The following is a 13,453-nucleotide window of genomic DNA, read 5'->3' on the forward strand; positions in this document are numbered from 1 at the left end:
CAACCGGGAGAACCTGCTTTGAGTCGTGAAACTGACAGTTCGTCCTCCGGCCCCCAGGGGCGCGGTGGAGCCGCGTACCCCTCGGGGACACCGCCGTACGGATCCCGCCAGTATCCGTCGCTGCATCCTCCGCAGGACGCTCCGGACGATGCCGCGGAGGTGGCTCCCGAGCCGCAGCCGGACGAGCCCAAGACCGAGACCACGCTGACCACGCGTATCCGGATCAACATCCCGGGTTCGCGGCCGATCCCGCCGGTCGTCATGCGTACGCCGATGAGCGACGTGGACGCCGCCTCGGCCAGACAGGACAGCGAGCGCACGGGCAGCACGCGGCGGCCCGACGTGGCGGAGGAGCCTGCCGCGCCTGCGGCGGAGCCGCCGGCCGAGGAGAAGGCGCCGACCAGCGACTGGTTCGCGCCCCGCAAATCGAGTCCGGCTCCGGGCGCGAACGGGACGGGCACGAATGGGGCGGGTCTGGCGGCATCGGCCGCGCAGCCGTCCGCTCCCGCTTCGCCCGCGGGCCCGGGCGCCGGCGCGAACGGCGGCGGTCCAGGTACCGGTCTCCCGTACTTCTCGGACGGCCAGCAGGGCGGTCCCGGTCAGAGCCGTCCCGGTGTGAACATTCCCGGTCAGGGTGGACCGGCAAGCGGAGGGCCCGGCAGCGGCGGACCCGGAGCGCCGCGCAGTGGCGGCTCGCTCAGCGATCTGGCCGCGAACGCCGACGGCCCGGCCACCGGCCCGAACGGCTTCGCTCCCGGGAGCAGCACGCCTCCGCTGGGCGTACGTTCGCCCGGCGCATCCCTCGGACCCACCGGGCCGACAACGGGACCGGTCACCGGCAGCATGCCGCTCGGCCGGCGCCCCGGCGGTCCGGGCGCTCCCGGTTCCGGCGGTCCCGGTTCCGGTCCCGGTGGCGCGCCCCGGATGTCCGACGACACCGCCGTGCTCACCCCGCAGCAGCCCGCCCCCGAGTTCAGCGGCGGCCATGTCTCGGGTGACACGCTGACCAGCGGCATCCCCGTGGTCCCCGGCGACCACCGCTCGCCGTTCCCACCGCTCGGCAGCCCGCTCTCCGGCCCCGGCACCGGCCCGAACCCGCTGGCGCCCCACAGCGCCGGCCAGCAGGGCTTCGACGAGGGGGACTTCTCCGCACCGGAGTTCCCGGGCGGTCCCGGCGGTGGACCCGGCGGCCCCGCCGGTCCTGTCGTGCCCGCACCCGCCGCCGCCAGGCCCGCTCCCAGCCCCAGGCCCGCGCCCGCCAAGAAGGGCCGCTCCAAACTGGTGCTCGCCGGAGCCGGCGCGGTCGGGCTGCTCGGTATCGCCTACGGCGCCGGCCTGCTGCTCAACCACTCCGACGTACCCAAGAGCACCACGGTGCTCGGCGTCGACATCGGCGGCGGCACCAAGGAAGAGGCGGTCAACAAGCTCGACGCCGCCCTCGGCAAGCGCGCCGCCGGCTCGCTCCAGCTCACAGTGGGCGGCAAGAAGGAGCAGCTCGCCCCGGACAAGGCCGGACTCTCCCTGGACAGTCAGGCCACCGTTCGCGCCGCCGCAGGCAGCGACTACAACCCGGTCTCGGTGATCGGCTCCCTCCTCGGCGCCGAGCGTGTCGCCGAACCGGTGATCCTGGTCGACGAGGAGAAGCTGGGCGTCGCGCTCACCGACCTGGCGGGCGTCTCCGGCTCGGCCACCGAGGGCACGATCAAGTTCGAGCCGGGCAAGGCCGTCGCCGTACCCGGCAAGGCGGGCCAGACGCTGGACGTCGGCCGCTCGATGATCTCGGTCAAGGACGCCTACCGCGCGCAGGTCGAGACCGGCAGGCCGAACGTCGTCCCGCTCCCCGTCGCCACCCGCGAGCCGACCATCACGAAGACCGAGCTCGACCGGGCGATGAAGGACTTCGCCGAGCCCGCGATGTCCGACCTGATCACCATCAAGGCGGGCGGCAAGCAGATCCAGTTCGGACCGGCGAAGTCGCTGCCCAAGATCCTTTCCATGAAGGCGATCGACGGCAAGCTCGTCGAGGTCTACGACAAGAAGGCGATCGAAGACCTCCTGGACGGTGTCTTCGACGGCGTCATGATCACCAAGGGCGACGGCAAGAAGCACCAGCTCTCCGCGGACGACGTCGCCCAGGCCATGGGCACGGCGCTGCGCGGCAAGTCGCCGGCCGAGCGTGTCAGCGAGATAGCGCTCGACCCGAGCTAGCGCGGTCCTCGATCGCCGGACGGCTCAGTCCGAGCCCGTCCGGCGATCGAGGGCGAACCGGCGACACGGGCGACCCGGGGTCCCGGCGCGGGTGGCATCCGCCCGCTCACGGCGTCCACGCCCCTGTCATCGCCGCACGGGCGAGCGCCGCGCCGCGCGTCGCTGGGAGCGGGGCCGCCGGTGTCTCGGCCCGCCCCTGTCGGCACTCGGGGCACAGCTCCTCGTCCGCGACCGGACGGAACAGCCGTGGCTGAGTGTGCTCGCCCCCGCACTCCCGCATCCGCGCGACCCTCGGTTCCGGGGTTACGTCGACGGGCGGCACGTCTCGCAGGACGTACCGCAGCAGGCCACCGGGCCGAGGGATGGGCGTACCCGGCGCGGGCAGGCTGCGTCTGACCCCGGCCCGCAGTGTCTCGGCCGTGTGGCCGCAGGCCAGCCACTGCGCGGCGAGGGCCGCGAGCTCCGGCAGCATTGCCCGGGGTACGCGCAGCCTCCGGTCCAACTCCTGAATCTGCTCCACGACGTGGTGGGCTTCCGTCGGCGCGGCGGGAGGGTTGGAGGTGTTTCCCGGGGGGATCTTCTCTGGGTGACGGCCGACAGCCCGAGCGATCGGCTCACCGGCGGCCGGTTCCCGTACCGTCGGTGAGCCGTCTCGCGCGTGGGCGGCCTCCTCGGCGCTGAGCGGCACGTTGGAGACGAGCTGCCGGGTCCGCCAGCGCCCCCGGTCGGCCTGTTCCCGCCACTCGTGCAGAAAGCCTTCCGCCTTGAGCTGCTGCTTGGCCCGCAGAAAGGCGATCTTCTTGATACCGGCGCGCTCGGCGGTCTTCGACAGCGGCTCGTCGGCGTCCTTCGGCAGCGACAGCTGCCAGGTCAGGAGCCGTACGGCGTCGGAGGACAGGCGCGGATGGCGGATGATCTCGTTCGGTACCTGCGAGAAGAAACGCGCAGGCGCGATAACATGCCGAAGCATTTCGGGTGCCTCCTAGTGGCACTCGTGGTGTAGGCCCTCGTAGCTGGGTGCGAACCAGCGACGGGGGCCGTCTTGCGCTCACCGTACATCAACATCCGTACACGTACGGTCACTTCGAGTGAGTGCATCGAGGGCAGGCGCACGGCGGCCACCGGAGGGCCGAATTGACCGGCGCCGCACCGGGCTTGGGCCGGTACGTGATGCCCGGCCCCCAGGTGCGGCCGCTGTCGCGCGGGATGCGCATGGACATCACCAGTGCCCTCCGTACCGCTCCTGCTTCTGCCGGAGCCACGAGCTGACCTGCGCGGTTTCGTCGTCGGACGCGGCACGCAGATCGGCGGCGCGGATGGTGGCGACGAAGTACACAAACCTGACGCGTCTGTGTTCGCCGTCCACCCCGATGACTTTGCCGGGCCCGTAGACGTCCGTGCCTGTGTGAGCGACGAAGGCTCCTACCGTGTGTGCCGCACCCATAATCTCGCCGATTCCTTAGCTCTCCGTGTCGAATCGCTCACAGGCTGACGCAGGCGGCATTACGCTCGGTAGGGGTTTGCACGTGACAACGCAAGCGTCACAAGGGGGAGTTGCCGATGGCGATCGAGGACAACCCGCAGTCCCGTACGAGGTACGGCGAGGAGCTGAAGCGGCGGCGGGAGGCGGCGGACCTCACCCAGGAGGAGTTGAGCGAACGCGCGGTCATGTCCCGCACGCACATCGCCCACATCGAGGCGGGCCGCCGTAGACCGGACGTGGCGGACGCCCGTCGCCTCGACCAGGTTCTGAAGACGGGCGGCTTCTTCGAGCGGTTTCTCCCGGCGCTGGACGGCAGGGCGGTGGCGGAACACTTCGCGGAGGCCCTGGAGTTCGAGCAGCAGGCGACGGTGATCCGGGAGTACGCGCCCAAGTTGGTGCCGGGCATCCTTCAGACGGAGGCGTACGCGCGAGAGGTTCTGGGTTCTGGCCACCCGCCCAAGAACGCGGAGGAACGTGACAGGCTCCTCGTCACGCGGCTCGAACGCGCCCGCATACTCGACAACTTCGACTCACCTGTGGTGTGGACGATGCTCGACGAGGCGGTGCTGAGACGTCCCGTCGGTGGCCCGGCGGTGATGTGCGAACAGCTCCGTCACATTCTGGCGCTGGGGGACAGCCGCCGCGTCCGCGTGCACGTACTCCCCTTCTCCGTGGGCGCGCACGCCATGCTGGAGGGTTTCGTCTCGCTGATGTGGTTCGACGACCTCCCGCCCATCGCCTACGTGGAGGGCTTGAAGTCGGGCCGGGTCTGGGAAGTGCCGTCCGTGGTGCGGCAATGCCAGGAGGTCTACGATCATGCCCTGGGTGACGCCCTGTCGCACCGCAAGTCCCTGGCCTTGATCAGATCCGTCGCGGAGGAGTACGAGCATGAAGCGCAGTGATCACGCTCCGGCTTGGCGCAAGTCCAGCTACAGCGGCGGGAGCAGTGGCGAATGCCTGGAAGTCGACGACGCCCACCCGACGGCGGTCCCGGTCCGCGACAGCAAGCGCCCCACCGCCCCACCGGTCGCCTTCGGCCACGCTGCCTGGGCCTCCTTCGCCGCCGCTGTCCGGACGGGCGCCCTCAACTAGCGACGTCGCGCGCCGTCCCGACAATTGCCGGACCGCAGCCTTCGGGGAGGTTCGCGACGACGAGCGCGAACGCCTCCTCGACGGTGTTCACCTCACCAAGGCTGCCTATGGATCGGGCCGTTACCTGGTAGCCGCCCCGGACCATGCGATACACCACGGGCACAAAGGACCCCGGATAGTCGGTGCACCGGCTGAGGTACAAGGTGCCGTGGCTGACCATGGGGTACAGCTCCCGCAGCCGGGGCTGTGCGTACGCGGCGCGGACCATGGCCGGGTCGACGAGGCCCTCGTCTTCCTCGAGGTGATACCGCCACTCGGCGGCCACGATCTCCGCGGCGGAGGTCACAGGTCGTCCGCCGTGCCGTCAATGGCAGGGCCACAGCCTTCGGGGAGGTTGGCTGCGATCAGGTCTATCGCCTCCTGCACTGTCTCCGTCTCGCCGAGAACCGTCTTGTCGGACTCGCGGCGCACGCGGTAGCCGCCGACGACCAATTTGCGCATCGTGCCGATGTCGTCGGTCCAGGGGAAGCGGGTGCACCGGCTGAGGTACAAAGTGCCGTGGCTGACCATGGGGAACAGCCCCCGTAGTCGCGGACTCGCGTATGCGGTCCGAGGCACGACGGGGTCGATCAGGTCTTCGTCGTACGTCAGGATGCTCTGCCACTCGGCGGCCACGATCTCTGCGGCGGAGGTCACAGGTCGTCCGCCGTGCCGATGACGGCCGGGCCGCAGCCCTCCGGGAGGCTCGCCACGACCAGCGCGAACGCCTCTTCGAGGGTGGCTGGCTCACCCAGGTTGACTCCGTCGGACTCGCCCACGACCTGGAAGCCGCCGCCAGACAGGCGGTACACCACGGGCACGTCCGCAGGCGCCGGGAACCCGGTGCATCGGTTGAGGTACAGAACGCCATGGCTGACTACGGGGAACAGCACCCGCAGCCGAGGGTGTGCGTATGCGGCGCGGGGCATGGCGGAGTCGATCAGGCCGTCGTCGTATGACAGAACGCTCTGCCACTTGTCGGCCACGATTTCTGCGGCATCCTGGGACGCTTCCTCGTTCGTCATGTGGGGTCACCTCTTGTTCGGCTTGGCGGGGGCAAGTTCCGGGATGTCCGGCATACCGCTGACCGCGAGGGCGCCGCTGCGCACCCCATAGTTTCGCTACATCTTCCCTGAATCCGGTTCAGCCGCTGTTTTCGTAGCGGTAGTCGTAATAGCTTTCGCCTCCGACAAGGACGGAGGTGACATACAGCGGAAGTCCGTCGGAATCACGGGGGACCTCTTGTGAGGTCTGCCGGGTGAATCCCAGCGAGACGCCTGGGATGAGTGGATATTCGACCTGCGACTCGTCGACCGTCCAGCCGCGCTCGACCGCGCGCCGGAAGATTTCGGCGGCGGGCGTCTGGAATACGTCGTCGCCGTCCAGGAGTACTCGCGTACTCGATTCCTTGCCTTCACCCGGCGACCACAGCTCGATGGCCGTGACGCGGTTCCCGTCCTCCAGGAGTACTTGGAAGCCGATTCCGCCGCAGGACGTGGAGATGTTCATGGAGGGCCGGTTCCGACGGCTCCGCACCTTGGGCTCGCCCCAGGGGGACACCGCCGCGAGCGCCTCGTCGAGCGTCATCCTGAGCTGCACGGGCGCCACTCCGCGCGGCGGATCCACGATCAGGTCCATGACCATCACTCACTTCTCGGTCTGCCAGCGGGAAACCTGGTCCTTCGCGACCGTGAGCCATGTGCCGTCACCCAGCGGCAGCGGAGGCAGATCGACCGGCATCGGGTAACGCAATTCGGCCAGCGGACGCAGGGTCCGGGCATCGAGGATGAAGTGCCGTGATTCCTCACCCCACGGGTCTTCCGCTGCCGCAGCAAGAATCCGGTGGTGGTCGAGGAATCCGGGAAGGCCGGCGAAGACCAGTCCGTCGGGGAGCACGGCCTCGGCCTCCGCCGTGACCGGTGCCTGGCTGCCGGGCCGATAGCGGGCCAGGTAGTCCCCGGCGATCGCCATCTTGAGGAAGTCGTCCGCGGCGATGCTGTTGCCGGTGAAGGGTTCGTCCGGTATCCCGACGCCCGTCACGTGCAGCATTCCTTTCTGGAGCGCGACGAGGAAGGAATGTGCGTCGTCCTGGCCCTGGCCCACCGTCAGGAACACCTCGGCTTGGGGCGCGAGGGACTGTTGGAACTCGTACATGGCCGAAGAGGAAGGGAGAACGGTCTCTGCCAGCGGCTTCCCGGTCGCGAGGTCCAGAGCGACGCACAGGTCCCCGGGGTACGTTCTGCCGGGCTCCACGGTGGCCGCGATCGTGGCCAACAGATGGCTACCGGAGGGGTCCGGCGTACACGCCCCGTATCCCATGTTGCGCTCGCTCCAGGCCGCGTGCTCGTACACCCAGCGCACGCCGCCGTCCGCGTCGCACACGGTGATGCGGTGGCGGCCGCTGACCGCCAGGCCCCCGCCGGGGACGGGAGAGCAGTATGCGTGTTCCTCCTCCGGATCGGGTGCGGGCCAGCTTCGCTGCCAGGCGAAGACGGTGTCAGGACCGTCAGCGATCCGGGCGACGCGAATCGCCGCCTCCACCTGCGTGACCAGCCAGTTCGCCCCTTCTCGCACCGACCAGCGGTCGAGCCGACCCTGCGAGGCGCCGAGTCCGGGCAGGTCGTCGCTCGCGGTGAGCTCGGCGGACACTGCTGCGTACTCCATGGTTTCGCTACTTCTTCCTGAGGTAGTTGTCGATCCGGCGGAACCATAGGTAGTGGCTGTCGGGCTCGTAGAGGGCGATCAGCCGGCCGTTGCCTACGGCCGAGATCACAGGTCGTTCGCCGTACCGACGATGGCGGGCCCGCAGCCCTCGGGGAGGTTCGCCACGATCAGTTCTACCGCTTCCTCGACGGTCTCTGTCTCGCCCAGGGTGACTCCGTCCGACAAGCGGATCACCGTGAACCCCCCTCCCGCGCGCGGATATAGCGCCGGGACGTCCCTTGTCCACGGACGCTGGGTGCACCGGCTGAAGTGCAGTGAGCCGTGGGTGATGAGCGGGAAGAGCGTACGTAGTTCGGGCCGGGCGAAAGCGATCCGCGCGAATTCCGGACTAACGAGCTGCTTGTCCTCGGCCAGCACGTGCTGCCACTCGAATGCGACTGTTTCCGCGGCGCTTGAGGCGGAATCATTCTGTGTCATCTGCCGATCCTGCCCTGTCCGATCGCCCGTCTCCGCGTGGACGTCGTACGCGAAGGTCGACGACAGGTAGCCGTCCGGGCCGATCGTGCGGACGACTGGCCCTCAGGACGTCCGGGACTCAGTTCAGCATCGCCCGCGCCACCCGCGCCTTCCGTCTGACCGCCTCCGCCGTCGCCGGATCGACCGCCGCCACCACCTCCGCGTACGCGTCCATCTCCGCCGCCCCTGTCGCGAACTCACCCCGTTCCACGAGCAGTTGGGCCCGTTCGTAGCGCAGCCTCGCCGGATGTGAAGGGAGCAGCAGCGACAGTTCAACCGCCCAGAGTGCGACGTCCGAGCGTTCCGGGCGGACCGCGGCCCAGGCGCGGATGTTGTTCAGGATGCGCACGACCACGTCGACCGGGTCCGCGGGCATCAGCATCGACGGGTCCAGGGGCGCTCCCGTCGCGCCCGCCACCAGCAGTTCCGCGTCCGGGCCGGTCAGCACGCGGCCGCCCGCGAAGGGGTCCGCGAGCACCTGCTCGTGCGGGTCGCCGAAGCCCACCACGAAGTGGCCCGGCAGCGCGACCCCGTACACCGGCGCGCCCGCCCGGCGGGCGACCTCGATCCAGACCACCGAGAGGAGGATCGGCAGGCCCCTGCGGCGGCGCAGTACCTCGTGCAGCAGCGAGGACTCCAGGCGCTGGTAGTCGGCAGGCGAGCCGCCGAAGCCACAGCGGCCGCCCAGGAGCTCCGCCAGCGCCGCAGCCCACGCGCGGGGGCCGACCAGGCCGAAGGGGAGCATGCCGGCGAGCCGGTCCAGTTCGATCTGCGCAGCGTCCAGAACGGCCTCGTCCACGAATGGGTCCGCCTCCGCGCCGACGAGCAGGCACATCAGCGCGAGGTCCGCCCGCTCCGAGCGGGCCTCCTCGGCGAACTGCTGACGCCAGTCGGACGGCCGGCCGGCGGGCCTGCCGGCGGATTTGTCGTGCATACGCGACTCGTACCCGTCTACGCGGATCGGAAGTGGTGGTAGCGGTGATGGGTCGCGAACCCCATCGTTTCGTACAGCGCGCGCGCCCCGCCATTCTCCGTCTCCACCTGCAGCCACGCCGCCGACGCGCCCTCCTCCAGCGCACGCCGCGCCAGCGCGGTCATCACCGTGGTCGCCAGGCCCTGGCGCCGGTACGCCGGGTTCACCTCCACCGCCATGAAGCCCGCCCAGCGGCCGTCGATCACACACCTGCCGATCGCCGCCGGAACCGTCCCCTCACCGGCCACCGTGGCGAACCACACCGACGGGCCGCTGCCCAGCACCCTCAGCACATGTGGTCCGGGCACACCGAAGCGGTGATAGCGCTGCAGCCACGCCTCGTCGAAGGTGCGCGCCAGCCGGACCCGCGCCACATCCGCGTCCAGGTCGCCGATCGGGGCGAGGGCCCCGATCCGTACCTCCGTCGAGACCTCGCGCCGCCAGCCGCGCGCCTCCAGCTCCGCGCAGAGCTCTTCCTGAGCGCCCGCCGCTCCGGTCGCAGCCTGTACATACGCGGGCAGATCCCGCTCCTCGTACCACGCACGCACCCGCGCCAGCGCCTCGTCGAGCGGCAGCCCGGGGTCACCGAGCGCCAGTACAGAATTCGCGCGCCGGGTGAATCCGGCGGACGCCCGCAGTTCCCACTCGCCGAGCCGCTCGCTCTCCATCGGCTGCCAGGCGCGCGCCATGACCCGGGCAAGCTCCTCGAAGTCCGCCGCGGGGCCGCGGCGGCGGGCCGGCGCGGCGGGCACCACCTTGCCCGCGACCAGGGACGATTCCGGGATTCGGACAGTCTCTCCGGTTCGTCGTGTGATCAGCAGCACGCCGTTGTCCCATGATGTGAGAACGCCGACCGTGTCGGTGAACTTCTCGGCCCCGGCCCCGGGGTCGATCAGGCACCTCACGGACACTCGTTTACCCACGTCAACGGGTGTAATACGGACCTCGAGCCGTCCGCCGCCAGTGAATTCCACAGGTCTGCGAGCCCCTCCTGTTCGGATCGTGCCCAGGAACGGAGATACTAGGGGCGGGCATCGACGACGCCGCGCTCCCGCGCAATGCCAGCCCTACCGAGGAGGAACGACAGCGTGACCTACGTCATCGCGCAGCCTTGTGTCGACGTCAAGGACAAGGCGTGCATCGAGGAGTGCCCCGTCGACTGCATCTACGAGGGCTCCAGGTCCTTGTACATCCACCCGGACGAATGCGTCGACTGTGGGGCTTGTGAGCCGGTCTGCCCGGTTGAGGCGATCTTCTACGAGGACGACACCCCGGAGGAGTGGAAGGACTACTACAAGGCGAACGTCGAGTTCTTCGACGAGCTCGGTTCGCCCGGCGGTGCCTCCAAGCTCGGCCTGATCGAGCGCGACCATCCCTTCATCGCAGCGCTGCCGCCGCAGAACCAGTAGTCCGCGGCCCGCTGGTGCGTCGCCCCCGGTCCCGTACGGTTCGTCGTCCGTACGGGACCGAGGTGTTTGACGCCCTCCGCACGAGCCACGCACGAGTACGAGAAAGAGAAGTCCTGTGTCCGCAGCCTCCTCGCGAGTCTCTTCGCGCCTTCCCGTCTTCCCGTGGGACAAGCTCGAGCCGTACAAGGCGACGGCCGCGGCCCACCCCGACGGCATTGTGGACCTCTCCGTCGGCACGCCCGTCGACCCCGTTCCCGAGCTGATCCAGAAGGCGCTCGTCGAGGCCTCCGACTCGCCCGGCTATCCGACGGTGTGGGGGACGGCCGGGCTGCGTGACGCGCTCACCGGCTGGGTCGAGCGGCGGCTCGGCGCGGTCGATGTCGCGCATACGAACGTTCTGCCCGTCGTCGGCTCCAAGGAGCTGGTGGCCTGGCTGCCGACCCAGCTCGGTCTCGGCCCCGGCGACAAGGTCGCCCACCCGCGGCTCGCCTACCCGACGTACGAGGTCGGCGCCCGGCTGGCGCGCGCGGAGGCCGTGGTCTACGACGACCCGACCCAGCTCGACCCCACCGGCCTGAAGCTGCTCTGGCTCAACTCGCCGTCCAACCCCACCGGCCGGGTGCTGGCCAAGGACGAGCTGATCCGTATCGTCGCGTGGGCGCGCGAGCACGGCGTGCTGGTCTTCAGCGACGAGTGCTACCTGGAGCTGGGCTGGGAGGCGGAGCCGGTCTCGGTCCTGCACCCGGACGTCTGCGGCGGTACGTACGAGGGCGTCGTCGCCGTCCACTCGCTCTCCAAGCGCTCCAACCTGGCCGGGTACCGCGCCGCCTTCATCGCGGGCGACGAGAGCGTGCTCGGTGAGCTGCTCCAGATCCGTAAGCACGGCGGGATGATGACCCCGGCGCCGGTGCAGGCCGCCACGGTCGCGGCACTCGGCGACGACACGCATGTCTCGGAGCAGCGGGCGCGGTACGCGGCCCGGCGCGCCGCGCTGCGTACGGCCCTGGAGGCGCACGGCTTCCGGATCGAGCACAGCGAGGCCAGCCTCTATCTGTGGGCGACGCGCGACGAGCCGTGCTGGGAGACGGTGGCGCACCTGGCGGAGCTGGGGATCCTGGTCGCGCCCGGCGACTTCTACGGAACGGCGGGCGAGCGCTTCGTACGCGTGGCGTTCACCGCGACGGACGAGCGGGTCGAGGCCGCGGTCAAGCGCCTCGGCTGAACACCTCTCGGCCGAACGATTCGCGGCTGCGGATGCCTCGGCCGGACATGGGGAAGGGCCCCGGGAGTTCGTACTCCCGGGGCCCTTCCCGTGTGCTGATCGTCAGCCGAGCGGCAGGGACTCCACCGGCAGCTGCTCGGTGGGCAGGCCGCCACCGAGCGAGTCGGTCTGCAGGCTGCTGCCGGCGAGCCGTCCGGTCGCGGTGCCGGCGGCCTTGCCGACGGCGTCACCCGCGCTGCCCGCGGCGTCACCGGCGGCCTTCTGGGCGACGGGGGCCGCCGCCTTGCCCGCCTTGTCGACAGCCTTGCCGGCGGCCGGGACGGTCTGCTCGACCGCGTCGCCACCGGTGTTGCCCGCCAGGTCGGAGGTCTTCTGCGCGGCACCGTCGACAGTGCTGCTGACGCCGTCCGCGTCGAACGCGGTCAGGCCCACGGGGGCCTGCGGAAGGTCCGCGGCGCTTGCGGAGCCGACCGCACCGACCACGGGGGCTGCACCCGCCGCGATGAGCAGCGCGACACGGGCGATCCGACGGGTCAGGGGGAGGGACATGATGCTCCTTGAGGCGAGATGTACGTCTGGAATGGTGCCTGTCCGGTGCTGGTCCAGCAGTGCCGTTCCGGCCTTCGGACGCAGTGACAACTGCTTGGAGGGCGGGAGAAGTTGCGGTGGACCAAGGCAAAGAGTTGGCAATGTGTCGCATTATCGGCTTCGGGTAAAGGTGGGCAAACATTCCATTGCGCAATGGTCTGCCGAATCGTCACTTCCCTTTTGCCGCAAGGGGTTTGAGGGGCTGATCGCTACTGGCGCGAACGCCGGGCCGACACCTTGTCCGGAGGTGACCGGAGTGCCTCGTTCGAGGGATGGCGCGGACTACTGCGCGAGGCGAATTCGGACTTCGCCGGTACGGTAATCCGCGCCGGAAGCCTTGCGGGAGTCCGCCCGGGAACCCGCCGCGCCCGTCTCGGCCGAGGTGGCGCCCGCCGCTCGCCAGCCCTTCCCGGACTCCTTGGCGCTCCACACCCGACCCGCGTACGAGACCTCATCTATGCGCAGCCCGTCCGCCCGCGCCACCGCCCAGTGCGCCAGCTCCCAGCCCCGCTGCGCCGCCCCGCCGCCGTCCGTCCCGATCGTGGACTGCACCGGTACGGACACCTCGCGCGGTGCCGGGGCGCCGCTCCGGCCCGAAGTACCGGCCTTCGGCAGCACCTCGGGACCGAACGCGCGCACCAGCTCGGCCCGCACCTTCGACGCGTCGCCCGCCTCGTTGCCCCCGCCCGTCTCGCAGGTCAGGGCCTGGGTCGCGCGGCCGGTCAGCGCAGCCGCCAGCAGCGTGGCGTCCGGCTCGTGCTTCGCGTACGCCTGCGGGAAGCCGCTGCGCTGCACACGCTGTGCCGCGACAGTCAGCGGCAGCCGCGAGTAGCCGGGGACCTCGGCGAGGTGCTCGTAGAACTTCCCGGAGGCGTAGACGGGGTCGAGGATCTGCCCGGCCGTGCCCCACCCCTTCGACGGACGCTGCTGGAAGAGCCCGAGCGAGTCACGGTCGCCGTGTTCGATATTGCGCAGGCCCGACTCCTGGAGTGCGGTCGCGAGCGCGATGGTGACCGCGCGCTCCGGCATGCCGCGTGTGGTGCCGACCGCGGAGATCGTCGCGGCGTTCGCGGCCTGTTCGGCGCTGAGCTCGTACGTGGAGCCCGCGTCCGTACGCACCGTGCAGCGCGGAGCGCCGCCGCCGGTGACGTACTGCACAACGACATAGCCGATGAGTGCCAGCAGCACGGCGAACGCGGCCGCGATGCGCAGGAGGCGGCCGCGCCGGAGGGGGGAGGCGGTCTCAGGCACGCTGCCCA

The 13,453-nt window shown here is 70.3% G+C and carries 17 protein-coding genes; 5 read left to right on the plus strand and 12 right to left on the minus strand.

Features of this window, described 5'->3' with window-relative positions; all coding sequences use genetic code 11:
- Positions 1-18 precede the first annotated feature (18 nt).
- Positions 19-2,208 (plus strand): hypothetical protein, encoded by a 2,190-nt coding sequence (locus ACFWDI_RS18075; protein ID WP_385305085.1) that lies wholly within the window; start codon positions 19-21, stop codon positions 2,206-2,208.
- Between the two features lie 106 nt (positions 2,209-2,314).
- On the opposite strand, the gene ACFWDI_RS18080 is transcribed toward ACFWDI_RS18075, so the two are convergent.
- Both ACFWDI_RS18080 and ACFWDI_RS18085 read right to left on the minus strand, forming a co-directional pair.
- Entirely contained in the window at positions 2,315-3,178 is an 864-nt protein-coding gene (locus ACFWDI_RS18080; protein WP_385305087.1) for a hypothetical protein, read from the minus strand.
- Positions 3,179-3,427: 249 nt separating this feature from the next.
- On the minus strand, positions 3,428-3,652 hold the full coding sequence (locus tag ACFWDI_RS18085) for a hypothetical protein (RefSeq protein WP_385305089.1): 225 nt from the start codon (positions 3,650-3,652) through the stop codon (positions 3,428-3,430).
- A 116-nt stretch (positions 3,653-3,768) separates the two neighbouring features.
- Between ACFWDI_RS18085 and ACFWDI_RS18090 the strand changes: the two genes are divergently transcribed.
- The gene (locus ACFWDI_RS18090) at positions 3,769-4,593 is read left to right on the plus strand and encodes a Scr1 family TA system antitoxin-like transcriptional regulator (protein ID WP_385305091.1); all 825 of its coding nucleotides are present in this window, start codon (positions 3,769-3,771) and stop codon (positions 4,591-4,593) included.
- On the plus strand, positions 4,580-4,783 hold the full coding sequence (locus tag ACFWDI_RS18095) for a DUF397 domain-containing protein (RefSeq protein WP_385305093.1): 204 nt from the start codon (positions 4,580-4,582) through the stop codon (positions 4,781-4,783). Before ACFWDI_RS18090 ends, ACFWDI_RS18095 begins: the two co-directional genes overlap by 14 nt.
- Here ACFWDI_RS18095 and ACFWDI_RS18100 read toward each other — a convergent pair.
- From ACFWDI_RS18100 to ACFWDI_RS18135, 8 genes are all read right to left on the minus strand, one after another.
- The gene (locus tag ACFWDI_RS18100) at positions 4,776-5,129 is read right to left on the minus strand and encodes a DUF6193 family natural product biosynthesis protein (RefSeq protein WP_385305095.1); all 354 of its coding nucleotides are present in this window, start codon (positions 5,127-5,129) and stop codon (positions 4,776-4,778) included. The two genes, ACFWDI_RS18095 and ACFWDI_RS18100, sit on opposite strands and share 8 nt — an antisense overlap.
- Positions 5,126-5,479, minus strand: a complete 354-nt coding sequence (locus tag ACFWDI_RS18105; RefSeq protein ID WP_385305097.1) for a DUF6193 family natural product biosynthesis protein — start codon at positions 5,477-5,479, stop codon at positions 5,126-5,128. The genes ACFWDI_RS18100 and ACFWDI_RS18105 overlap by 4 nt, the downstream gene beginning before the upstream one ends.
- Positions 5,476-5,847, minus strand: coding sequence for a DUF6193 family natural product biosynthesis protein (locus ACFWDI_RS18110; RefSeq protein WP_385305099.1), 372 nt, complete (start codon positions 5,845-5,847; stop codon positions 5,476-5,478). The genes ACFWDI_RS18105 and ACFWDI_RS18110 overlap by 4 nt, the downstream gene beginning before the upstream one ends.
- 118 nt (positions 5,848-5,965) lie before the next feature.
- Complete coding sequence (locus tag ACFWDI_RS18115; protein WP_385305101.1) at positions 5,966-6,460, minus strand: hypothetical protein; 495 nt, start codon at positions 6,458-6,460, stop codon at positions 5,966-5,968.
- A gap of 9 nt (positions 6,461-6,469) precedes the next feature.
- Positions 6,470-7,486 carry a hypothetical protein gene (locus ACFWDI_RS18120; protein WP_385305103.1) on the minus strand — a complete coding sequence of 339 codons (1,017 nt, stop codon included), beginning with the start codon at positions 7,484-7,486 and terminating at the stop codon, positions 6,470-6,472.
- Positions 7,487-7,591: 105 nt separating this feature from the next.
- Positions 7,592-7,963: a DUF6193 family natural product biosynthesis protein gene (locus ACFWDI_RS18125; RefSeq protein WP_385305104.1), complete on the minus strand. Its 372-nt coding sequence runs from the start codon at positions 7,961-7,963 to the stop codon at positions 7,592-7,594.
- A 118-nt stretch (positions 7,964-8,081) separates the two neighbouring features.
- Positions 8,082-8,936 (minus strand): tetratricopeptide repeat protein, encoded by an 855-nt coding sequence (locus ACFWDI_RS18130; RefSeq protein ID WP_385305106.1) that lies wholly within the window; start codon positions 8,934-8,936, stop codon positions 8,082-8,084.
- Between the two features lie 17 nt (positions 8,937-8,953).
- The gene (locus ACFWDI_RS18135; protein WP_385305108.1) at positions 8,954-9,949 is read right to left on the minus strand and encodes a GNAT family N-acetyltransferase; all 996 of its coding nucleotides are present in this window, start codon (positions 9,947-9,949) and stop codon (positions 8,954-8,956) included.
- Between the two features lie 114 nt (positions 9,950-10,063).
- Here ACFWDI_RS18135 and fdxA point away from each other — a divergent pair, with 114 nt between their 5' ends.
- Both fdxA and ACFWDI_RS18145 read left to right on the plus strand, forming a co-directional pair.
- Complete coding sequence (fdxA, locus tag ACFWDI_RS18140; protein ID WP_018089397.1) at positions 10,064-10,384, plus strand: ferredoxin; 321 nt, start codon at positions 10,064-10,066, stop codon at positions 10,382-10,384.
- 115 nt (positions 10,385-10,499) lie between these two features.
- Positions 10,500-11,606: a bifunctional succinyldiaminopimelate transaminase/glutamate-prephenate aminotransferase gene (locus tag ACFWDI_RS18145; protein ID WP_385305110.1), complete on the plus strand. Its 1,107-nt coding sequence runs from the start codon at positions 10,500-10,502 to the stop codon at positions 11,604-11,606.
- A 102-nt stretch (positions 11,607-11,708) separates the two neighbouring features.
- On the opposite strand, the gene ACFWDI_RS18150 is transcribed toward ACFWDI_RS18145, so the two are convergent.
- Positions 11,709-12,155, minus strand: a complete 447-nt coding sequence (locus tag ACFWDI_RS18150; RefSeq protein ID WP_385305112.1) for an ATP-binding protein — start codon at positions 12,153-12,155, stop codon at positions 11,709-11,711.
- A gap of 321 nt (positions 12,156-12,476) precedes the next feature.
- A complete protein-coding gene (locus ACFWDI_RS18155) occupies positions 12,477-13,445 on the minus strand; it encodes a hypothetical protein (RefSeq protein ID WP_385305114.1) in 969 nt (322 codons plus the stop codon).
- Positions 13,446-13,453: the final 8 nt, after the last annotated feature.

The organism is Streptomyces sp. NPDC060064 (assembly GCF_042736455.1).
Taxonomy (GTDB): Bacteria; Actinomycetota; Actinomycetes; order Streptomycetales; family Streptomycetaceae; genus Streptomyces.